Origin of the sequence: Gordonia sesuvii (assembly GCF_036350415.1) — a bacterium.
GTDB classification, from domain to species: Bacteria; Actinomycetota; Actinomycetes; order Mycobacteriales; family Mycobacteriaceae; genus Gordonia; species Gordonia sesuvii.
The window spans coordinates 614,014-633,546 of the sequence record NZ_JAZDUF010000003.1 but is presented as its reverse complement, the minus strand read 5'-3'; the positions used below and the strand labels follow the sequence as shown (position 1 = coordinate 633,546).

Genomic DNA, 19,533 nt, shown 5'->3' with positions numbered 1-19,533 from the left:
GTTAAGGCTTGATGAACGACGTATGTCATCCAGCCGCCGAGGATGAACGAAAAGTGTTCGTACGCAGGCAGTCCCGCGGCGACCGACTGTCGATGATGAAGCGTTCGTCGCATTGTCGTCCGGTTGTGACAGCGCTCACCTGGGGTGATCGCACTGGTTGTCGGCGAGGTTGGGGCCGAGAGGTGAGCGAGGTGGGCCGGTGCGGGTCATACTCGGATTATGGAATCGGGGGCCATCTACAACGACGACATCACCGTCATCATCTGCGCGTACACACACCGTCGATGGAACGACCTGTGCTCGTCCATCACATCCGTTGTCACACAACTACCGCTGCCCTTCGAGGTGGTGGTCGTCATCGATCACAACGACGAGCTCGTCGACGACGTCGAAGCCTTTGTCGCCCGTACCGCGCCAACGGTGCCGGTGCGGGTGCTGCGCAACCGCGGACCGCAGGGTCTGTCCGGTGCGCGCAACACCGGGGTGGCGGCGGCCGGGACGGCGGTCGTCGCCTTCCTTGATGACGACGCGACCGCCGACGCGGGCTGGGTGGGGCGGATGGCTGCCGGGTACACCGACGCGCGTGTTCGGGGAGTCGGCGGCTACGCCCGGGCCCGGTGGCCGGGTGGACGCCGACCGGGATGGTTTCCCGCCGAATTCGACTGGGTGGTCGGATGCAGCTATCCGGGGCAGCCGATCGTCACCGAGGCCGTGCGGAACTTCATCGGCGCCAACATGTCCCTGCGCCGCGACGACATCACCGCGGTGGGCGGGTTCCACACCGGGCTCGGACGCGTGGGCCGGATTCCCCTCGGATGCGAGGAGACCGAGATGTGCATCCGGATCGCGCAGCGACGCTCCGGTGTGCGAATGATGTTCGATCCGGCGATGGCGGTCGCGCACCGGGTGACCGACGACCGGGTGACGCCGCGCTACTTCTTCCGGCGGTGCTATGCCGAAGGCGTCTCGAAGGCCGCCGTGTCCGGATTGGTCGGCGCCGCAGACGGACTCGCCAGCGAACGAACCTACACCGCCGCGGTCCTGCCGTACGGAATCCTGACGCGGGTCGGCGGGGTGATCGGCGGAGTCTCCATCGCCGGCGGGGTGGCCCACGGCGCGCGCTCCCGGATGGACTTGGCCGCGCAGGCCGCGACGATCGCGGCGGGAGCCATCGTGACGGTCGCCGGATACGCGCGCGGACGTTTCAGCGGGGCGGCGGTCCCGAAGCGGGACGGCACCCTTATCCCGGCCGCCGAGCCCGAACCCACACAGCGGAGGAGCGGTGCATGATCGATCGTCCGGCGCTGGTTCGACACCTGTTGGTACCCACCTTGGTGGCCGTCGCCGCACTGGGTGCGGTTCCCGGTGGTGCGGCGCATGCGAGTACCGGCGCATCCGAGGAGTTCACCGGCCCGGCCGGCGCCCCGCCGGATCCGTCGATCTGGACCCATGATGTCGGCGGTGGGGGCTGGGGTAACGGTGAGCAACAGGTCTACACGTCGTCGACCAGCAACGCCCGCCTCGACGGGCGCGGCCACCTGGTCATCGAAGCCCGGCGGGACGGCGATCGCATCACGTCGGCGAGGTTGACGACGCGCGGCCATCATGCGTTCCGGTGGGGGACGGTCGCCGCCCGCATCCAGGTGCCCACCGGGACGGGTCTGCACCCGGCGTTCTGGTTGCTCGGCGCCGACCTCGAGCAGGTCGGTTACCCCGAATCCGGGGAGATCGACATCATGGAGTTCGTCAACGCCGGAACGTCGTGGCACACAGCCCTGCACGGGCCGACCGACACCGGCACCCACTGGCAGCTGACCCGATCCGGACCGTTCTGGGGAATCGCCGGGGCGCAGTTCCACACCTATGCCGTCCACCGCGCGCCGGGCCTGATCGCCATGTCCATCGACGACCGGGTGGTCAGCACCTTCATCCCGACCATGCTGCCGCCGCGTGCCCGGTGGGTCTTCGACAAGCCGATGAACGTGCTGCTCAACCTCGCCGTCGGTGGCCGCTGGCCGGGCCCCGTCGCGCCGACGACGGTGTTCCCGAAACGGATGCTGGTCGACTGGGTGCGGTTCATCCCGAATCCGGCTGCCGCCTTCATGCCGGTCGAGTAGCCAGCGTCCCCTCGCTGGTCGAGTGGCCCGCGTCCCCCCGTTGGTCGAGTAGCCCGCGTCCCCTTCGTTGGTCGAGTAGCCCGCGAGGAACGAGCGTGCGTATCGAGACCTCCGCCGCGCAACGTGGTCTCGATACGCGGGCTCGCCCTGGGGGGCTCGCTCGCTACTCGACCACCGGGAGGTTGCCCGCGCGTGCTTCTTCCGTTGGTCGAGTAGCCCGCGAGGAACGAGCGTGCGTATCGAGACCTCTGTCGCCACTCGACCACCGGCCGATCATCTTAGGGCACCCTCAGCGCCGTGGGATACCATGCGCGCTGTGAGTGCTGTCGCGGACGAACCGCTGGTCCAGGCCGTTGATCTGGTGCGGGAGTACCAGATGGGCGACCAACGCGTCCGCGCCTTGGACGGCCTCGACCTCACCCTCGACGGCGGGCAGTTCGCCTCCGTCGTCGGGCCGTCGGGAGCGGGCAAGAGCACGCTGCTGCACGTCCTGGGCGCCCTGGACACCCCGACGTCGGGCACCATCACCGTCGACGGCACCGATCTGGGTTCGCTGAACGACGAGCAGGCCTCGGCGTTCCGACGACATCGGGTCGGCTTCGTGTTCCAGTTCTTCAACCTGGTGCCGACGATGTCGGCGTGGGAGAACGTGGCGTTGCCGCGACTGCTGGACAGCCAATCGCTGCGCAAGGCCAGGCCCCGCGCCATCGAACTGCTCGAGCGCGTCGGCCTCGGTGACCGTGTCGACCACCGTCCGGCGGAACTGTCCGGCGGGCAGATGCAACGCGTCGCCATCGCGCGGTCGCTGATCATGGACCCATCGATCCTGCTGGCCGACGAACCGACCGGCAACCTCGACTCCAAGACCGGTGAATCTGTGCTCCAACTGCTGTCGGAGGTCGCCCACGACGCGCCGAACCGCCTGGTCGTGATGGTCACGCACGACGCCCACGCCGCGTCCGTCGCCGACACCACGATCACGGTGCGCGACGGGAAGATCGCGTGACCTCGTCTCCGTCGACACGCATGAATCCGGTCCGGTCGATCGCGTCAGGTTTCTCGCGCATCCGGGTGCTCAATCTCCGCGAGATCCGCACCCACCGCCTGCGCGTGACCACCTCGCTGCTGGTCGTGATCGTGGCGTCGGCGCTGCTGGTCTCGGTGCTCGGACTCTACGGGTCGCTCACCGAGTCGGTGCGGCAGGTCAACGCCGCCATCGCCGGCACCGCGCAGGTCGAGGTAGCCGCCATCGCCGACTCCGGCATCGACGACGAACTCGCCACCGAGATCCGCCGCGAGGTCCCCGACGCGCGATCGGTGGTGCCACTGATCCGCAACACCGTCGTCATCGACGACCGCGACATCGCCCTGCTCGGTTCCGATTTCCGCGTCACCTCCCTGTCCGGTGAACTGCAACAGGCGGTATCGCAGCAGCAGAGCTCCGGTGTCGCAGAGCAGGATCTGGACAACGGCATCATCGCCGGGTCCGGAACCGGACTGTCCGAAGGACAGCGGCTGACCATCAACGGTGTTGACGTGGAAGTCATCTCGGTGATCGACGGTGACGAGGCCGCAGTCCTCAACCGCGGCAACTTCGTCTTCGCCTACCTCGGACTCGCGCAGCAACTCGCGTCGCACGAGGGCAAGCTCGACTCCATCCTGATCGTCGCCGAACCGGGCGCCGACATCACCGCCCTCAAGTCGTCGGTGTCCAATGTCGTCGACGGCCGAGCAGTGGTGGTGGACCCCGGTTTTCGCGCCGAGCAGGCCGAGACCGCCAGCTCCGTCACCCGCGACGCGACCCTGCTCGTGTCCTTGATATCGCTTGTCATCGCAGGCTTCCTGGTCTTCAACACCATGAACATGGCCGTCGCGTCGCGACGGCGATCGCTGGCGATGATGCGTGCGCTCGGCGCTCGGCGCGGGCATCTCGTCGGTGATCTGCTGGGGGAGTCGGCGCTGTTCGGCCTGGTCGGCGGAGCCATCGGCGTCCCCATCGGCATCCTCGCGGGCCGGTGGGCGATCGCACAATTCCCCGAGACGGCGAACGACCAGATGGCCACGGCCGTCGGCTATCACCTGCCCGTGTATGCGCCGATCGTCGCGGTCCTCGCCTGCGTCCTGGCGTGTGTCGCGGCGACCACCCTGGCCGCCCGGTCGGTGTTCGCGGTGTCGCCGGTGGAAGCGATGGTGGCCGGTGAGGTCGCCGACACCACCGGCAAGGCCCGTCGCAGCGTGTGGATCGCGGCCGTCGTCGGGGTGACCTTGCTGGTGGCGTCCTGGTTCGTGGCCACCACCGTGCCCGGTCGGCCGGCGATCCTGGGCGGTGCGGTGTTCGCGATCGGCGGGCTCCTGCTCAGCTTCGCGCTCACCGGTCCACTGGTCCGGCTCGTGGTCGCGCTGTCGCGTCGGTTCGGCGGGCCCGGACAACTCGCCGCGGTCAACACCGAACGCGCGCCGCGTCGGGCGTGGGCGACATTGATGACGGTCGCGGTGGCCGTCACCGTCGGCATGGGCACCTCCGGCGCTCTCGACAATCTGGTCAGCTCCATCTCGGGTTCGCTCGACGGGCTCGCCGACCCGGACTTCTACGTGTCGTCGGCTGACAGCGGAGGACTGCCCACCGGCCCGGCGCTACCGCCCGAGCTCGCATCGCAGGTGGCGGAGATCCCCGGCGTCACCGAGGTCGTCGGGGCCCAGTGGGCGGAGATCAACGTCGACGAGGCGCAGATCTTCGTGCAGGGACTCGAACCGAATTCGTTGGCGCCGTTCGTGAAAAAGGCCGACCCGGCCGCGTTGCAGCAGGTGATCGACGGCGACGGACTGCTGTTGTCCACCGTCCTCGCCCGTAGCCTCGACGTCGGGGTCGGCGACACACTGCGGATGGCCACCCCGTCGGGCTATCGCGACATCGTCGTCCGCGACACCGTCAACTACATCTCGATCGGTTCGGGTACTGCGGCGATGTCGAATTCGCTTCTGTCCGAATGGTTCGACCGGCCCGGCGACGCCTACCTGCAGATCTCCACGGACCCGGCCGCCGACCGGGCCGAGATCGAACAGCGGCTCGACGCCGTGGCCGCCGAGTACGAATTGGACGGCGGCCGAGAGGTATTCGTGCACTCGGGCGACGAGGCGCTGGAGGCAGCCCAGGCGCAGGCCGAGCAGGCCGGCGCGTTCACCGTGGCCATCCAGTGGATCGTCGCCTTGGCGGCGGCCGTGGCCCTGCTCAACACGTTGTTGCTGTCGGTGATCGAGCGGCGCCGCGAACTCGGAGTGTTGCGTGCGATGGGCGCATCGCGGCGATTCGTGTCGCGGATGGTGGTGGCCGAGGCCGCCGGCGTCGCGCTCATCGGATCGGCGACCGGCGTGATTCTCGGTGGGGCACTGCACTTCCTGGCCGACAAGATCCTGTCCGCGACGACCTCGATCGACATCGCCTACGCGCCGCGGCCGTCGACGCTGTTGTTCGTCTCCATCGCCTGCGGGTTGTGCATCATCGGGGCGCTGGTGCCCGCGATGCGGGCGTCGCGGATGAACATCAGTGAGTCGATTCTGGACGAGTAGGTGGGGGTGCGGGGGTCTCGATACGCCTCGTCGCAAGCTCCTCGGCTACTCGACCAGCGATGGGGGTTCGGCTGCTGGACCAGCGAGGGAAGGTGCGGTGGGGTGGGTCTCGATACGCCTCGTCGCAAGCTCCTCGGCTACTCGACCAGCGGTGGGGGTTCGGCTACTCGACCGGCGTGGGGGAGGGCACCAGCCCCGCGTGCGCCAGGAACCGCTCGAACAGGTCGTCGCAATCGGCGGCGGCGGACTTCTCGCGTTCGGCGATCGACGCGGCCATCGCCACCAGATCGACGTCGTGGCCGGACATGTCGGACTTCGGGCCCGAGAACCCGGCCTTCCAGGCGACGAAGCATTCGGAGCTGATCTCTGGGTGGAACTGCACCCCGAGGTGCGGACCGCTGACGAATGCCTGCACTCCGGCGTCGTTGCGTGCGATCACCTCGACGTTCTCGGGTACGTCGAGCACGTCGTAGTGGTACTCCATCCACGGTCCTTCGGCCACCAGGTCGGGTCGCGTCGTCTCGACCGGGATGAAGCCGTGCTCCGGCCGCTCGCTGGGACGGACGGTCCCGCCGAGTGCGCTCGCCAGAATCTGCCCGCCGAAGCAGATGCCGTAGATCGGGACGTCGGCGGCCATCACCTCGCGTAGGTACTGTCGCTCCTTGTCGATCCACGCCAGCGACTCGTCGTGCACCGAGTCCGCCGACCCGGTCACCACCACCAGATCCACGTCGTCGGGCGACGGGTACGATTCGGCCTCGTCGGCGGCGACTATCTCCACGTCCATGCCGCGCCGCTCCATCGCCGGCAGCAATGACCCGACGATCGCGCGCCGGTACTCCGGCAGCACGTTGTGCACCAGCGTCAACGCTCGTAGTCCCATGCGGCGCAGCCTACCCGCTACAGCAGAAAGGTCACGGGAACCAGTCGGCGCTCTGCTGCGTCCTAACTCCAGTTCTCGCATTCTTTCGCCTCGCGGCGGGCTAGGAGTCACCGATGATGGTCGTCGTCCCGGAAGAGATCGACCGGCTCGCACGGGTCTGCCGGACGCAGTCCCGCTACGTCGGTGATCTGAACATCGCTGTCGCGGAATCGATGTCGGAACCATCATGCCGAGTCGTCGCCGCGCTCCGGGCCGTCGACGAGCCGGTGGTGCGCATCGTCCGGTCGTTGCGCGACAGGCTCGAGAAGATGGGTGGGGCACTGAACGCGTTCACCGGCACGGTGGTCGACCACGACACCAGATCGGGACGGGCGATATCGGCAGATCGCTGATGCGTCCGACGATCTCGGAGCTGCGACTATGGCGCCCGGCCGCGGTCACGGCCGCGGGCGCTGGTATCGCGGTGATCGCGCAGTCGCTGAGTTCCTCGGTGCAGGCGGTGGGGCGTGCCCTCGACGACGTCCGGTGGCTCGGCGCGACCCATGACGCCGTGGTTCAGCATGCCGCCGCCGAGCAGGCCGGCGCCGATGAGGCGCGAAAAGCACTCACTCGGATCGCCGACGAAGCGGCTCTCGCCGGCGCCGAACTCGCGTCCGCGCGCGAGTGGCTGCTCCGCGAGATCGACGGAGCGGTGGCCGACGGATTCGTCGTCACCGACCATGGGACGGTCACCGACCCAGCCGGGCGGGTCGAGCAGGCGAAGGTCGTCGAGGCACGAATCCTGCAGGGCGTAAGCACGATCGACGCCATCGACGAACGACACGGAGCGCGTCTGGAGCAGCTGGTGGCAGCCCTATCGGGCACCACCGGCACCGACACCGACCCCATCCGCCTGCCCGACGGAAATACCGCCGACCCTGAACGCGTCGTCACCGCACTGACTCAGATGACACCACGAACCCGGCGAGAGTTCCTGTCCCGCTTGACCGATGTCGACCGGCGACGGGTGATGTTGGCCGATCCGCACACCATCGGAAACCTCGACGGCGTCGACTTCGAACTGCGCGCCTCCGCCAACGACGTCGCGATCCGCGCGGCGCTCGATGCCGAACGCAACGCCGGCCGAGGCGACGGTCCGCGAGCACGCCGGCTCGAGGACTTCCTCCGGCCGCTCGCCGACGGCACCCGACGACGGTTCATCGCCTTCGACCCCGCCGGACATGGCCACTTCATCGAGATGGTCGGCGAGCTCGGCCCCACCACCCGCAACGTGGCGATCCTGGTGCCCGGCACCGGCGCCGACCTCGACTCCAGCGCGACAACCACCGACGTGGCAACCGAACTCGCCCGCGCCACCGGCGGCCCGGTCCTCGTCTACCTCGACGGCGACCTACCCCTGACCACCGGATTCGAGGGTCTCGGGGAAGCGGCCGCGCGGGGCGCGCTGCTCGGCACCTTTGCCGGCCCGCTCGGGCAGGCACTGGGCTTCGCCGGCGGGATCGCCGAGTCCGTCGACGACTCGGCGGTCGACCCGCGATTCGCGCGAGAAATGGCGCCCGACCTGGTGGCCTTCGCGGCCGAACTCGACGCCGAGATCGCCGCGACCGCACCGGGCGCGGCCACCACGGTCATCGGCCACTCCTACGGCGGCTCGGTGGTGGGGTCCGCCGAACAACTCGGACTGCGCGCCGACCGGGTGATCTACGCGTCGTCGGCGGGCACCGGGGTCTTCGACGGGCCGTGGCGCAACCCCAACCCCGACGTCGAGCGGTATTCGATGACGGCGCCCGGCGATCCCATCCACCTCGTACAGTCCCTGCCCGGCAACCCGCACGGCGACGACCCCGACACCGCGCCCGGCGTCCATCGGATGGACACCGGATTGTTCGGTGCCGATCCGGACGGTCATCGAGCGCCGGTCGAGGGCGTCAGCGGGCACGGCGACTACTGGCAGGACCCCGCGTCGGACGCCTTCCGCAACGTCGTCGCCGTGATCCTCGGCGAGCAACCCACCCCGTATCCACGCGGCTAGCCAAAGTCTGTCAATAATTCTTGACAACCACGATTCGTCAACATAACCTGACAACCATGCACGACGAACAGGACCCCACCGACGTGGCCGGAGCCGCCGCGAGCGACGACCCGGCCCGGGGCCTTGCCGCCGTCCGCGCGTTGCGCACCCTGGCCGACCGACTCGAGGACGTCCAGGTGGCCAACGCCCGCGCCAACGGCTGGAGCTGGCAATCGATCGCAGAAGTCCTGCAGATCAGCCGCCAGGCCGTGCACCAGAAACATGCACACCGTGAGGCCCGCGAGAGCGGACCGGAAGGAGACACGAACAATGTTTGAGCGATTCACACGCGACGACAGAATGCTCATCGCATTCGCCATGCAAGAGGCCGGCGACCTGGGTCACCGGCAGCTCGGCAACGACCACCTGGTCCTGGGCATGCTCTGCAACGCCCGCAGCCCGCTGTTCACCCTGCTCACCGAGCAGGGCCTGAACCTGGTGACGGCACGCGAGGCGGCGCAGAAGTTCCACGCCGAGCACGACGACGCGACCGACGAGGCCGCAACAAGCGACGACGATTCCGCGCAACAGCGCTATGAGGAAGACCGAGAAGCCCTGCGCAGCATCGGCATCGACCTCGACAAGGTCCGCGAGGCGGTCCGCGGCCGCTTCGGCGAGGACCTGTCCGAGGGCTGGGCTCAGCGTCCGGGACGCGGACCGGGTGGCCGTCGAGGCCGGGGGAGGGGCCACCGGCACGGCCACGGACCCCACCGAGGATGCGGACCGCACGGCGGTCCCGACCCACGTGGCTTCGGCCCGGAGGCCGGATTCGGACCGGGCGGTTTCGGGCCCGGCGGTTTCGGGCCAGGCGGCTTCGGACCCGGCGGCTTCGGACCCGGCGGACCGTTCGCCGACGACGGCCCGTGGGAGCCGGGACGCGGACGGCGCGGCCCGCGCGGTCGGGGCAACCGCCCACGATTCGCACCGCAGACCCGCGAGGTATTGAGCAGGGCCGTCGAGATCGCCCGCGAACGCGGCGACCGTCGACTCCGCTCCGAATACCTGCTCCTGGCGATCATCGACATCGCCGATGACGCGTCCCGCGCGGTGATCGAGTCGGCGACCACTCCCGACGACCTGAGGGCCGCCGTCGAGGCGAGCCTCCCGGACGTCGCCGGAGTCTGATCACCTCGCAGCCCGACGGGGCCGGAGCAAGTTGAGTCATGCCCACACTCGAACTAATGTTCGAGTGTGGGCATGAAGTGGATCGGCGGCGACAGCGGCCAACCACGACGGCCGGTGTTCTTCCCGGTCGGCCACAAAGCGGTGCTCATCGATCTCAACGCGCTGTACCCGCAGACTCCGCATCACAGCGGTGAGTACTTCCCCGACGGACTGCAGATCCGGTCGGTGCACCTCGGGGTGCTCACCGCGTGGGCGCGGTCGGAATGGGGTGAGTGGTACGGCAAGGTCACCTACACCATCACCGCGCGCGATCGACAGGAAAAGGTGACCCACTGGGTGCCCGGATGGGCGCTGCGCCCGGCCGACGCGGCCCGGCGGCCGACCACCTGATCGCCCGATCATCCGACCGGTTCATCACAGTTCATTACCGATCGAATCGAATCCCCTGCACCCGTGTCGGAGCCATCGGAGATGATGGTCGACATGACCGAATCGCCCCGCGGGGTGTGGCGCATCGGAGTCGTGGACGATCACGAGCAAATTGTTCGCGGATTGCGGGCCACCCTCGACGAACAACCCGACATGGACGTCGTCGCCGGCGCCGCCACCGTCGACGCGCTGCTCGCGGTGACCACCGACCTCGACATGGTGCTGCTCGACCTCCGGCTCGGCGACGGAACCTCCCCGGTCTCGAACATCGACACCCTCAGGGAGGCCGGGATACCGACGCTCGTCTACACCTCCGGCGACGAGATCTACCTCGTGCGGCAGGCCGCGAGCGCGGGCGTGATGGGCGTCGTCCGCAAGAACGCGCGTGAGGAAGACCTGCTCGCCGCCATGCGCCGCGCCCTCGCCGGCGATGCCGTGCCCAGCGTGGACTGGGCCGCGGCCATCGACTCCGATCCCGGCTTCGTCGACCTGTCGCCCCAGCTGCGTCGAGTGCTCGAGCTGTATGCCGCCGGGGAATCGTCGTCGCGGGTTGCCCGGGAACTGGACATCTCGCCCGAGACCGTGACCGATTACGTCAACCGGATTCGTGGGCGATACAACACGGCGGGGCGACCGGCGCCCACCAAGACCGACCTCTACAAGCGTGCGATCGAGGACGGATGGCTGCCGATACCGCGGCGCTTTCGTCGGTAGGCGGAACACACGTCGCGCACGACGACCAGGCGGGCCGGCAGATCCTGCGGTTGGTGGCGGTGTTCGTCGCCGTCGGCTATCTCGCCTATGCGGTGATGACCGCGCCGCTGCTCGTCGAGTCGCTGCCCTACATGGCGCCGTGGTGGTCGGTGCTGGCGATCGTGCTGATCTTCGGGACCGGCCTGATGCTCGGGCCGGTCGGGTGGTGGGGCGACCCGCGGACCACGAGGTTCGTGGCGGCATCGGCGGCCATCGGGTTCATCGTGGCGGCCGCGCTGTGGTGGCCGGCGTGGAACGGGGAGCAGATCGACAACGTCCGCGGCATCTGGTTCTCCCAGTTCCCCGGTCTGGCCGCGATCGCGGCGGCGATGGCGTTCCGTCCGGCGGTGGCCCTCGGGCATCTGGCGGTGGCCATCGCGATGACGCTGTCGATCGGTCAGGTCGTCCGGCCATCGCAGTACAACGGGCCGCTCGTCGCCGACATCGTCTGGGCGTACGCCTTCTCCCTGATCTTCGTTGCCGCAGCCGTGATGGCGATCCGGACCGCGGCACTCCTCGACCGCACCCACGCCCAGGCCTTCGCCGCCACGGCCGACGCCGCTGCCCTCAATGCGCGGACAGCCGAACGCAATCGCTTCGACGCCCTCACCCACGACAACGTCATGTCCACCCTGCTGTCGGCGGCACGTCAGGGTGCCTCACCCGAACTGGCCGCCGAGGCGCGCGCCGCGATCGCCGCGGTCGAACGGGCGGCCGCCGGGAACGGCAACGCCGTCGTCACCGCCGATGTGGCCGTCGGCCAGATTCGCGCGGCGGTCGGCCTGGTGGAGCCCGCGGTGCCCGTCGCGCTGCGGGAGAGCGACCCCTCCGCGACCTATCCGGGTGAGGCGATCACGGCGATGGCGGCGGCCGCCGCGGAGGCCGTCCGCAACAGCTTGCGCCACGCGGGACCCGACGTCGCGGTGTCGGTGACGGTCCGTGCACGCGCCGGTGCCCTCGACGTCGACGTCGCCGACGACGGTCGAGGCTTCGACCCCGCCGACGTGCCGCCCGCGCGGATGGGGATGGCTGTCAGCATCCTCGGCCGGATGGAGCGGGTGGCCGGCGGTGTCGCCGAGATCGACTCCCGCATCGGCGTCGGCACCCGCGTGCATCTGGGATGGGCCGGATGACGACCACGGACTTCGGCGTCACCAACGGGCGTGAGGACGTCCGCGACCTGCTGGGGATGCGTCAGCCCGGCGCATGGCTCGTCGTCGGCATCTTCCTTGCGTCCACATGGATCGTGATCGCGTACTCCGTCGGCGACGTCACCGCGGTTTGGCCGATGGCGCTGGCCGGAGTCATCATCTCCGCCGCGGTGGTCGCGATCGTGGTGGTGCCCGGCGATCCCCTCCCGCGTGCGGCGACCATCGCGTTGACCCTCGCCGGACCGATCGCGTGCTTCTGCACACTGTCGGTGACGCCGAGCGCCACGGCCTCGGCGATCCTGCTGGGCTGGGCGCACAGCGGCATCGACGCCGTGTACTGCTTCATGTGCGTGCGCGGCCGACGGGTGGCGCCCTGGCTGGGCCTGGCCGCCGAAGCCGTCGTCTACGGCTGGTGGGGACACTCGGTGGGCGAACCGATTCTCGGCAGCGCCGCGATCGTCGCCATCGCGATCGCCCCGCTGACGATGGCCACCCTCTTCTCGTTCACCCTGCGGCCGACGGCGCGGGCCGTGTTCGCCCTGCGCGCGCAGACGATGACCCAGGTGGCGCGGCTGGCCGCGGAAGCCGCCGCCGACGACGAACGCGCCACCCAGGTCCGGATGCTCGACAAGGTCGCCCGTCCCATGCTCGAACGCATCGCGTCGGGCGCCGACCTCACCGCGGACGAGCGCATCGACTGCGCCCTGCTCGAGGCGCACCTGCGGGACCGGCTGCGGGCACCGCTGATGTCTGCCCTCGACCTCGACGAACCGGCGTATCAGGCCCGCCGGAACGGTGTAGAGGTGGTGTTCATCGACGACTTCCGGGTCGACACCGCTGACGGCGATGACCGACCGATCGATCCGCGGGTGGCGTCCGCGGTCAGCGACCTGGCCACGCGGGTCCTCGACGATGCGCGTGAAGGTCAGGTCTACGTGCGCCTGTCCCCACCGGACCGCGACGTCGCCGCGTCGGTACTGCATCGCCGCGTCGACGGGACGAGTGTGCGGTCCGAGATCGACCGACACGGAGCCGTTCATACGTTCTGTTGACCGTGCCCCCATTTCTGGGGGCGCGAGAAGATGCGTCTGTCCCGTCTCATCCACTTTTTGTAACGTCGAATTCAGAATCCGGATGCGAGAGAGACGATCGATGACGAATCCAGCTGTACGGCACCACTACTCGCCGCCAGTGTTGAGCGACCGCGAGGTCGACGTCTTGGTGCGCTGGGTGGCCGACCGGCCGATGCGCGACATCGCGCGCGAGCTCTTCATCACCGACGCCACCGTCCGCACCCACCTGGTGCGCATCCGCAACAAGTACCGCGACGCCGGACGGCCCGCCACCACCAAGATCGCCCTGCTCGTGCGGGCCATCGAGGACGGGTACACCACGCTCAACGAGATCGCCGCGAGCGTCGACGGCGGACTCGATCGCCAGGTTCGCCTGGTCCAGCAGCGACCCCCGTCGACCGGCCGCTGACCCGGCGGCCGGCCGCGACCCCCGTAGGCCGGCCGCCGACCCGGTCCACTGGGCGCCATTTCCCGTCGACTGTGCGCTACTTCCCGTCGACTGTGCGCCATTTCCCGTCGACTGGGTGCCACTTTCCGTTGACTGTGCGCTACTTTCGGTCGACTGTGCGCCATTTCCCGTCGACTGGGCCCGATCACGTCCCTCCCCGCCGCTCGAGATGCGCGACTGACCGACCCGGACGACAATTGGCACGGTGAGTCGGGGGACATCCACAGCACGGACCCGTTGGGTCGACATCGCCAAAGCCATCGCCATACTGCTTGTGGCGCTTCATCATTCAATACTCTTCTTGACAGCTGCCGGCCTGGCTGGCGATGTCTGGACGGACATCGACGACGTCTTCGTCGTATTCCGGATGCCGTTGTTCTTCTTCGCATCCGGACTTTTTGCACTCAGCGTCATCCGCCGACCCTGGGCGCGACTCTGGCAGACCCGCCTGGCCCTGCTGGTCTGGGTGTTCGCGGTGTGGAGCGTCGTGCGGTTCGGGTTCTTCCACATCGTCGACTCACCGCTGCCGCTCGACGAGACCAAGCTGCTGCGGCTGGCGGTCGCGCCGCTGTGGCCGCAGACCGGCCTGTGGTTCCTGCACGCCCTGGTGGTGTTCTTCGTCGCCGCCAAACTGCTCGATGTCCTGCGGGTCCCGCTGTGGCTGCAGATCGGAGCGGCCGGGGCGGTGTCGGTGCCGTTCTTCGCGGGCGCGACGGTCGGCAACATCAGCTACGACGGGATGCTGCAGTACTTCGTGTTCTTCCTGGTCGCCTGCCATTTCCGGGATCGGATCCTCCCGGCGGTGCAGCGTTGCGGGATCGTCGCAGCCGGTGTCGCACTGGCCGTGTTCGGGGTGGGCTATGCCGTCGTCGCCGTACTGGGCATCGAGAACCTGCCCGGCCCGCTGTTCGTCCTCGCGATCCTCGCGCTGGCCGCCGGACTGCTGCTGTCGCGCACGATCGATAGGTTCGAGCCGCTGGGACGACCCGCCGGCTGGATCGGACGGCAGACCCTACCGATCTACGTGGCGCACGTCCTGGTCATCGGCGCGCTGACCAGCCTGCTGAGCCGGGTCGCCGACACATCCGCGCTCGATGTCGTGCGTCCGGTGCTACCGGTGGTGGTGATGGCCGCCGCCGTCGCGATCTCGCTGCTGATCTGGCGGGCGATCCGCGACGTCCCGGTGCTGCGCTACGCGTACGAGGCGCCACCCTTCGTCCGGGATCTGCCGGTGCGGACAGACCAACGGAAGTCGCGCACAGTCAACGAAAACCGGCGCACAGTCAACGAAAAACGGCGCCCAGTCGACGGAAAACGGCACCCAGTCGACAAGGGGACCGTCATCCGCCACACCCCAGCACCGCCGCCTTGACGAGCGCGCCGTACTGGTAGGCGTAGACGTGCGCCCAATCGGCCAGCGACCGTGAATAGTCGCGCGGCACACTGCGCATGACGACGTCGCGGTCGGAGCACTGGCCGAAGATGTAGCGCGCCCGGACCATGTGATAGCGCCAGCTCACCACGATGACCGATTCCCAGCCGCGTTCGATGGCCATGCGTTGGGTGAACATCGCCTCGCCGCGGGTGGTCGACGGGTCGGGCGCAAAGCAGATGACCTCGACCGAGTCGGTCCCGGCGTTGCAGACGCGGTCCATGATGCGCGCGTCGTCGGGATCGTAGGGCCGATACGGGTCGGAGATCAGCACGGTGTCGGCATATCCGTCGGCCGCGAGTTCCAGGCCGTAGTCCTCGCGGCCGTCGTGCTCGCCGCCGAGGACGACGATGGCGTCGGCAGGCCGCAGCGCATCCTGATGTTCCTCGGTGAACAACTGGCGGCCGAGCGCGGCGAAGAGGAGAGCCGCGACCATCAGGACGCACAGGGTGGCGGCGGCCAGAGTCTGACGACGCCGGCGGCGACGATTGGGTCCTCGCACCAGAAGCTGCGTCGTCACGTGAGAATGAATCCGCGCATGCGACAAGGATATGCGCGGTCGATGTGGGTCGCCCGCCGCTACCCGACGACCAACCCGACCGCGGTGAGTACCGCCCACACCAGCATCGCCTGCCCGGTTCCGCCGAGTGACGGGATCAGACCCGGCCCGGTGGCGCCAGAACGCACGGGCGCGTACGCCTTCCACACCAGCGGCGCTGCGAGCAGCCCGAGGAGGGCCCACGGCGTGGCCGCGACGAGCACCACACTCATCACCAGCGGCACCGCCAGCAATGTGGCGAACAGCACACGAGTTCTCTTGTCGCCGAGCCGAACCGCAAGCGTGATCTTGCCGGACTCGGTGTCGCTAGGGATGTCGCGCAGATTGTTGACCACCAGCACCGCCGACGAGATGGAACCGACGGCGATCGCGCAGAGCAGCCCCACCCAGTCGACCGAGTCGCTGACCACGTATTGGGTGCCGAGGACGGCGACGAGACCGAAGAAGGTGAACACGGCGACCTCGCCGAATCCGAGGTAGCCGTACGGTTTGCTGCCGCCGGTGTAGAACCAGGCGCCGGCGATGCAGATCGCGCCGACCACGACCAGCCACCACGCGGTGCTGATCGCCAGCACCAGCCCGCAGATGGCGCCGACGGCGAAGCAGGCGAACGCCGCCCGCTTGACGGCGCCGGGGGAGGCCGCGCCCGAGCCGACCAGGCGCATCGGGCCGACTCGGTCGTCGTCGGTGCCGCGCACCCCGTCGGAGTAGTCGTTGGCGAAGTTGACCCCGATGATCAGCGCCAGCGCGACGACGAGTGCCAATGCCGCCTTCCACCAGACGACCTCACCCAGATCGCCGACCGCGCCGACTCCGACAACCACCGGTGCGATGGCGTTGGGCAGCGTGCGCGGGCGTGCGCCCTGGATCCACTCCCTTGGGGTAGCCATTGGTCGATCCTGCCACGGTGGGCGTGTGAGGCCCGACACGAGTCCGGCAGAGTCGCCCATCAGCTGATACGTTCCTACCGTCCGGGCGGGAATCGTTCGGCAAAAAGTGTTCTGGCACAGGGCTGTTCAGACAACAGCTGTTCTCACAATCTTCGGGGAGATTGCATGAAGAAGAAACTCGCATCCGGTATCGCCGCGCTGTCGATCGCGGCATCGGTCAGCGTCACGGGGCTCGCCGCCGCGCCGGCCCTCGCCGCGCCGTCGGGCGCCGCCACCCAGTCCACCGCCTACTGGGCGCCGACCGAGGCGCAGAAGCTCCAGATCAAGCAGGCGGTTCTCGACTCGCTCAACCGCACACCGGTGGTCGAGGAGACCGAGGAGACGGAGTCCGACGAGACCGAGACCGAGTCACCGTCCTTCGGGTCGTCGAGCGGTTCCTCGAGCGGTTCCGCCGAACTCGGGCCGATCGTCGGCGACTTCCTCGACAACTTCGATTGGGCCATCGTCACCGTGCCGCTCATCTCGGCCTACCTGCAGGCGCAGGGCATTCCCGCGGTGATCGCGACGCCGCTGGCACAGGTCATCTGGGGCGCCATCGAATCCGTGTTGCCCGCTCGCGCGGCCTGAATCACACCACCACCTGGTCCCTGAGGAGATCCGGAGCGCTGGTGGAGGATCGTCACGAAGGGCCGCCCTTCGTGACGCTTCGAGACCCTTCGAGACGCTCGCAAGCTCGCTCCTCAGGGATCGGGGAAACCCCGGGGATCGGGACCCTACTGCACCTCCGGCAACCCGAACGCCGACAACACGGTCCGCGTCCACAGCTGCTGACCCTCGGCGTTCGGGTTGACGCTGTCCCGCAGCAGCGCCGACAACTGGGTCGAGCTGGTGGGGAAGGCGGAACTGACGTCGATCAGCTGGATGCCCTCGGCGTCCATGGCGGCGGCGAAGCCCTCGAGCTGAGCGGCCGTGTCCGCACCCTGCGCGGGGCTCTGCTTGATGGCGACCAGGTCGGCCTCGGGATAGCGCTGGCGCAGCTCGTCGATGAGCGGCTGCAGCTGCGGCGCGAGCGGCTGGCTGGTGTCCTGGGTGTGGCCGAAGTTCAGCATGATCAGATCCGGCGTCACGTCGGGCGTGATCATCGCGTCCAGGTTGTCGAGCGCATAGTCGGCGTCACGGCCCGACGCGCTGGCATTCCAGTAACCGACGGGACCGTTGGGTCCGTCGCCGAGCCCGACCATCGGCCCGTAGCTGTCGGTTGACGAGTTCCAGTACCGGGTGGCCACCGGGCGCTCCAGCGTCTGCGAGATCGACTCGCCCAGCGCGGGCGCCCAGCCGTTGGGGTCGGCCCCCGTCGAGTCGCCCAGCAGCACGAGCGTTTTCGGGGTCTCCGGGTTGGCGCGGGCGTCGTCGACGAACGCCACGGTCGCCGGGGTCTGCATCGCGGTGCTGGTGGTGGGCAGCGTCTCGGCCGCCGACGGCGACGTGGGTGCGGTGCGGTTAGACGAGATGATCAGGCCGACCACCAGGATCACCACACAGACGGCCATGACGATCCACGCCCACAGCGGAGCCGAATCCCAGATCCGCTTGACAACCTTCGGCATCCCCGCACGCTCCCGAATCGAAACAACCACAAACCAGTACGCCGACCTGCAGCGCCGGTTTGCTTCAGCGCCGGTCCGACCGTGTCACTGTAACGGGCGGTCCGCTGCGACTTCTCGGTGAGTTGTCCGTTTCCGCTCAGCAATCACTCGGCACCGGCGCGCCGACGAGCCGATCACTCATCCACTTCGCCATCAGCGGTCCCGGATCGAGTGAATGCCCTTGTCGTTCACGGCGAACCCGCGTGAGCTGATCGCCGACGCTGCAGCCACGTTGCAGTGTGATTTGCATTACGTCGGGCGGGATGATGTCGTCCAGACTGCCGTAGAAGGCCAGGATCGGCACCTCCGTGGACTCCTGCGGCAACGCGTAGGACCCGACCGTGGTGCGCAGGCGTTCAGCAGCGGCCGGCGTGACCGCGACGAACGCGTCCGACGCCGCGGCCGGCTGTGTGGCGAGGGCGGTGCGGTCCAGCGGGCAGGACGCCGCCGGCCCGGTCGATGCGATGTGATCGCTGATCGTGATCTGCGGATCGGCCTGCGCAACTCCCCGGACGACCAGCGGATACAGATAGCGCTGTGCGGTGGTGAGATGCCCGTTCTGCGCGTTGTCGACCAGATACGTCGCGTCCAGCAGGGGCGCCACCGCCACAGCCCCGACGAGGTCGCCGCTGCCGTCGCCGTAGGACGCGTACTGCTCGGCCGTCGCCCACGCCGCCGCGCCGCCCTGCGATGCGCCGACCGCGAACCACTCGGTCCCGATGTCGGGCTCCACCGACCGCGCCGCGCGCACGGCATCGATGACGTTGTATGCGGCCGTGTGGGGTTCGAGGTAGGGGTGCGGCGGTGTCTCGCCGGTGCGGATTCCGAGGCCCTGGTAGTCGGTGGTCACCACTGCGTAGCCGCGGCGCAGGAAGTCGTCGACCGCGGTCAGATCACCGAACATGTCCGCCCGGTCCGACGGTGCGCAGTCCCGACTGATGCCGGTGGTGCCGTGCGCGTAGGCGATCAGCGGCCAGCCGTCCTCGGGGCGGCGTTCATCAGAAGATATGAATATCGCCCCGCTGACCGCGGTGCCCGCACCGTCCACACCGGAGGTGGACCGGTAGACGATCCGGGTTGCGCGGGTACCGGCGGGAAGTGCCGCCGCCCACTGCTCGAGGCCGGGTTCGGTGCCGACCACCTCACCCTGCCGGTCGCGCGCATCTGCGCTGATCGTGACCCCGGACGACGTCGCCTGCACATCCGGCGAGCCCTCCCCGGCGCACGCGGAGATCAGCAGCAACGCGGCGATTCCGTACGCCGCCACGCCGAGCATTCGCCGCGATTTCACAGAAGAAAGGTAGCCGCTGCGTTGCATACCGCCACTGCGGGCCATTCGAGATCACAATTGCGCGGTTTGCGTCGTCGCCTCGCCTCCCCGATTCTGAT

20 protein-coding genes are annotated in these 19,533 nt (G+C 68.8%); 15 read left to right on the top strand and 5 right to left on the bottom strand.

The window, feature by feature from the left end; all coding sequences use genetic code 11:
- The first annotated feature begins 219 nt into the window (after positions 1-219).
- The 4 genes from VZC37_RS13690 (at position 220) to VZC37_RS13675 (ending at position 5,684) form a co-directional block, all read left to right on the top strand.
- Positions 220-1,290: a glycosyltransferase family 2 protein gene (locus tag VZC37_RS13690; RefSeq protein WP_330433097.1), complete on the top strand. Its 1,071-nt coding sequence runs from the start codon at positions 220-222 to the stop codon at positions 1,288-1,290.
- Positions 1,287-2,117 carry a glycoside hydrolase family 16 protein gene (locus VZC37_RS13685; protein WP_330433096.1) on the top strand — a complete coding sequence of 277 codons (831 nt, stop codon included), beginning with the start codon at positions 1,287-1,289 and terminating at the stop codon, positions 2,115-2,117. Before VZC37_RS13690 ends, VZC37_RS13685 begins: the two co-directional genes overlap by 4 nt.
- Positions 2,118-2,424: 307 nt before the next feature.
- On the top strand, positions 2,425-3,123 hold the full coding sequence (locus tag VZC37_RS13680) for an ABC transporter ATP-binding protein (protein ID WP_431309400.1): 699 nt from the start codon (positions 2,425-2,427) through the stop codon (positions 3,121-3,123).
- 20 nt (positions 3,124-3,143) lie between these two features.
- The gene (locus VZC37_RS13675) at positions 3,144-5,684 is read left to right on the top strand and encodes an FtsX-like permease family protein (protein WP_330433158.1); all 2,541 of its coding nucleotides are present in this window, start codon (positions 3,144-3,146) and stop codon (positions 5,682-5,684) included.
- Positions 5,685-5,847: 163 nt separating this feature from the next.
- Here VZC37_RS13675 and VZC37_RS13670 read toward each other — a convergent pair whose 3' ends face one another.
- Entirely contained in the window at positions 5,848-6,567 is a 720-nt protein-coding gene (locus VZC37_RS13670) for a type 1 glutamine amidotransferase (RefSeq protein ID WP_330433095.1), read from the bottom strand.
- A 113-nt stretch (positions 6,568-6,680) separates the two neighbouring features.
- Here VZC37_RS13670 and VZC37_RS13665 point away from each other — a divergent pair, with 113 nt between their 5' ends.
- The 10 genes from VZC37_RS13665 (at position 6,681) to VZC37_RS13620 (ending at position 14,989) form a co-directional block, all read left to right on the top strand.
- Complete coding sequence (locus tag VZC37_RS13665) at positions 6,681-6,959, top strand: hypothetical protein (RefSeq protein WP_330433094.1); 279 nt, start codon at positions 6,681-6,683, stop codon at positions 6,957-6,959.
- A complete protein-coding gene (locus VZC37_RS13660) occupies positions 6,959-8,599 on the top strand; it encodes an alpha/beta hydrolase (protein WP_330433093.1) in 1,641 nt (546 codons plus the stop codon). Before VZC37_RS13665 ends, VZC37_RS13660 begins: the two co-directional genes overlap by 1 nt.
- Before the next feature lie 56 nt (positions 8,600-8,655).
- Positions 8,656-8,916, top strand: coding sequence for a helix-turn-helix domain-containing protein (locus VZC37_RS13655; RefSeq protein WP_330433092.1), 261 nt, complete (start codon positions 8,656-8,658; stop codon positions 8,914-8,916).
- Positions 8,909-9,763 carry a Clp protease N-terminal domain-containing protein gene (locus VZC37_RS13650; RefSeq protein WP_330433091.1) on the top strand — a complete coding sequence of 285 codons (855 nt, stop codon included), beginning with the start codon at positions 8,909-8,911 and terminating at the stop codon, positions 9,761-9,763. Before VZC37_RS13655 ends, VZC37_RS13650 begins: the two co-directional genes overlap by 8 nt.
- Before the next feature lie 72 nt (positions 9,764-9,835).
- Positions 9,836-10,153, top strand: coding sequence for a hypothetical protein (locus tag VZC37_RS13645; RefSeq protein ID WP_330433157.1), 318 nt, complete (start codon positions 9,836-9,838; stop codon positions 10,151-10,153).
- Between the two features lie 93 nt (positions 10,154-10,246).
- A complete protein-coding gene (locus tag VZC37_RS13640) occupies positions 10,247-10,906 on the top strand; it encodes a response regulator transcription factor (protein WP_330433090.1) in 660 nt (219 codons plus the stop codon).
- A complete protein-coding gene (locus tag VZC37_RS13635) occupies positions 10,873-12,078 on the top strand; it encodes a sensor histidine kinase (protein ID WP_330433089.1) in 1,206 nt (401 codons plus the stop codon). Before VZC37_RS13640 ends, VZC37_RS13635 begins: the two co-directional genes overlap by 34 nt.
- Positions 12,075-13,148 carry a hypothetical protein gene (locus VZC37_RS13630; RefSeq protein WP_330433088.1) on the top strand — a complete coding sequence of 358 codons (1,074 nt, stop codon included), beginning with the start codon at positions 12,075-12,077 and terminating at the stop codon, positions 13,146-13,148. The genes VZC37_RS13635 and VZC37_RS13630 overlap by 4 nt, the downstream gene beginning before the upstream one ends.
- Positions 13,149-13,248: 100 nt before the next feature.
- The gene (locus VZC37_RS13625) at positions 13,249-13,578 is read left to right on the top strand and encodes a response regulator transcription factor (protein WP_330433087.1); all 330 of its coding nucleotides are present in this window, start codon (positions 13,249-13,251) and stop codon (positions 13,576-13,578) included.
- A 244-nt stretch (positions 13,579-13,822) separates the two neighbouring features.
- Entirely contained in the window at positions 13,823-14,989 is a 1,167-nt protein-coding gene (locus VZC37_RS13620; protein WP_330433086.1) for an acyltransferase, read from the top strand.
- Here VZC37_RS13620 and VZC37_RS13615 read toward each other — a convergent pair.
- Together VZC37_RS13615 and VZC37_RS13610 are read right to left on the bottom strand one after the other, a co-directional pair.
- A complete protein-coding gene (locus VZC37_RS13615) occupies positions 14,958-15,485 on the bottom strand; it encodes a YdcF family protein (RefSeq protein WP_330433156.1) in 528 nt (175 codons plus the stop codon). The two genes, VZC37_RS13620 and VZC37_RS13615, sit on opposite strands and share 32 nt — an antisense overlap.
- Before the next feature lie 143 nt (positions 15,486-15,628).
- Positions 15,629-16,498 carry a 1,4-dihydroxy-2-naphthoate polyprenyltransferase gene (locus VZC37_RS13610; RefSeq protein WP_330433085.1) on the bottom strand — a complete coding sequence of 290 codons (870 nt, stop codon included), beginning with the start codon at positions 16,496-16,498 and terminating at the stop codon, positions 15,629-15,631.
- A 165-nt stretch (positions 16,499-16,663) separates the two neighbouring features.
- Here VZC37_RS13610 and VZC37_RS13605 point away from each other — a divergent pair, with 165 nt between their 5' ends.
- Positions 16,664-17,125, top strand: coding sequence for a hypothetical protein (locus tag VZC37_RS13605; protein ID WP_330433084.1), 462 nt, complete (start codon positions 16,664-16,666; stop codon positions 17,123-17,125).
- 146 nt (positions 17,126-17,271) lie between these two features.
- Here VZC37_RS13605 and VZC37_RS13600 read toward each other — a convergent pair whose 3' ends face one another.
- Both VZC37_RS13600 and VZC37_RS13595 read right to left on the bottom strand, forming a co-directional pair.
- The gene (locus VZC37_RS13600) at positions 17,272-18,105 is read right to left on the bottom strand and encodes an SGNH/GDSL hydrolase family protein (protein WP_330433083.1); all 834 of its coding nucleotides are present in this window, start codon (positions 18,103-18,105) and stop codon (positions 17,272-17,274) included.
- Between the two features lie 136 nt (positions 18,106-18,241).
- Positions 18,242-19,435, bottom strand: a complete 1,194-nt coding sequence (locus tag VZC37_RS13595) for a lipase family protein (RefSeq protein WP_330433082.1) — start codon at positions 19,433-19,435, stop codon at positions 18,242-18,244.
- Between the last annotated feature and the right edge of the window lie 98 nt (positions 19,436-19,533).

Coding starts and splice junctions, on each gene's coding strand:
- VZC37_RS13605 (WP_330433084.1), top strand. CDS start 16,664: ATGAAGAAGAAACTCGCATCCGGTATCGCCGCGCTGTCGATCGCGGCA.
- VZC37_RS13640 (WP_330433090.1), top strand. CDS start 10,247: ATGACCGAATCGCCCCGCGGGGTGTGGCGCATCGGAGTCGTGGACGAT.
- VZC37_RS13635 (WP_330433089.1), top strand. CDS start 10,873: ATGGCTGCCGATACCGCGGCGCTTTCGTCGGTAGGCGGAACACACGTC.
- VZC37_RS13685 (WP_330433096.1), top strand. CDS start 1,287: ATGATCGATCGTCCGGCGCTGGTTCGACACCTGTTGGTACCCACCTTG.
- VZC37_RS13610 (WP_330433085.1), bottom strand. CDS start 16,498: ATGGCTACCCCAAGGGAGTGGATCCAGGGCGCACGCCCGCGCACGCTG.
- VZC37_RS13665 (WP_330433094.1), top strand. CDS start 6,681: ATGATGGTCGTCGTCCCGGAAGAGATCGACCGGCTCGCACGGGTCTGC.
- VZC37_RS13670 (WP_330433095.1), bottom strand. CDS start 6,567: ATGGGACTACGAGCGTTGACGCTGGTGCACAACGTGCTGCCGGAGTAC.
- VZC37_RS13615 (WP_330433156.1), bottom strand. CDS start 15,485: ATGGTCGCGGCTCTCCTCTTCGCCGCGCTCGGCCGCCAGTTGTTCACC.
- VZC37_RS13650 (WP_330433091.1), top strand. CDS start 8,909: ATGTTTGAGCGATTCACACGCGACGACAGAATGCTCATCGCATTCGCC.
- VZC37_RS13625 (WP_330433087.1), top strand. CDS start 13,249: ATGACGAATCCAGCTGTACGGCACCACTACTCGCCGCCAGTGTTGAGC.
- VZC37_RS13660 (WP_330433093.1), top strand. CDS start 6,959: ATGCGTCCGACGATCTCGGAGCTGCGACTATGGCGCCCGGCCGCGGTC.
- VZC37_RS13645 (WP_330433157.1), top strand. CDS start 9,836: ATGAAGTGGATCGGCGGCGACAGCGGCCAACCACGACGGCCGGTGTTC.
- VZC37_RS13690 (WP_330433097.1), top strand. CDS start 220: ATGGAATCGGGGGCCATCTACAACGACGACATCACCGTCATCATCTGC.
- VZC37_RS13680 (WP_431309400.1), top strand. CDS start 2,425: ATGCGCGCTGTGAGTGCTGTCGCGGACGAACCGCTGGTCCAGGCCGTT.
- VZC37_RS13675 (WP_330433158.1), top strand. CDS start 3,144: ATGAATCCGGTCCGGTCGATCGCGTCAGGTTTCTCGCGCATCCGGGTG.
- VZC37_RS13655 (WP_330433092.1), top strand. CDS start 8,656: ATGCACGACGAACAGGACCCCACCGACGTGGCCGGAGCCGCCGCGAGC.
- VZC37_RS13600 (WP_330433083.1), bottom strand. CDS start 18,105: ATGCCGAAGGTTGTCAAGCGGATCTGGGATTCGGCTCCGCTGTGGGCG.
- VZC37_RS13630 (WP_330433088.1), top strand. CDS start 12,075: ATGACGACCACGGACTTCGGCGTCACCAACGGGCGTGAGGACGTCCGC.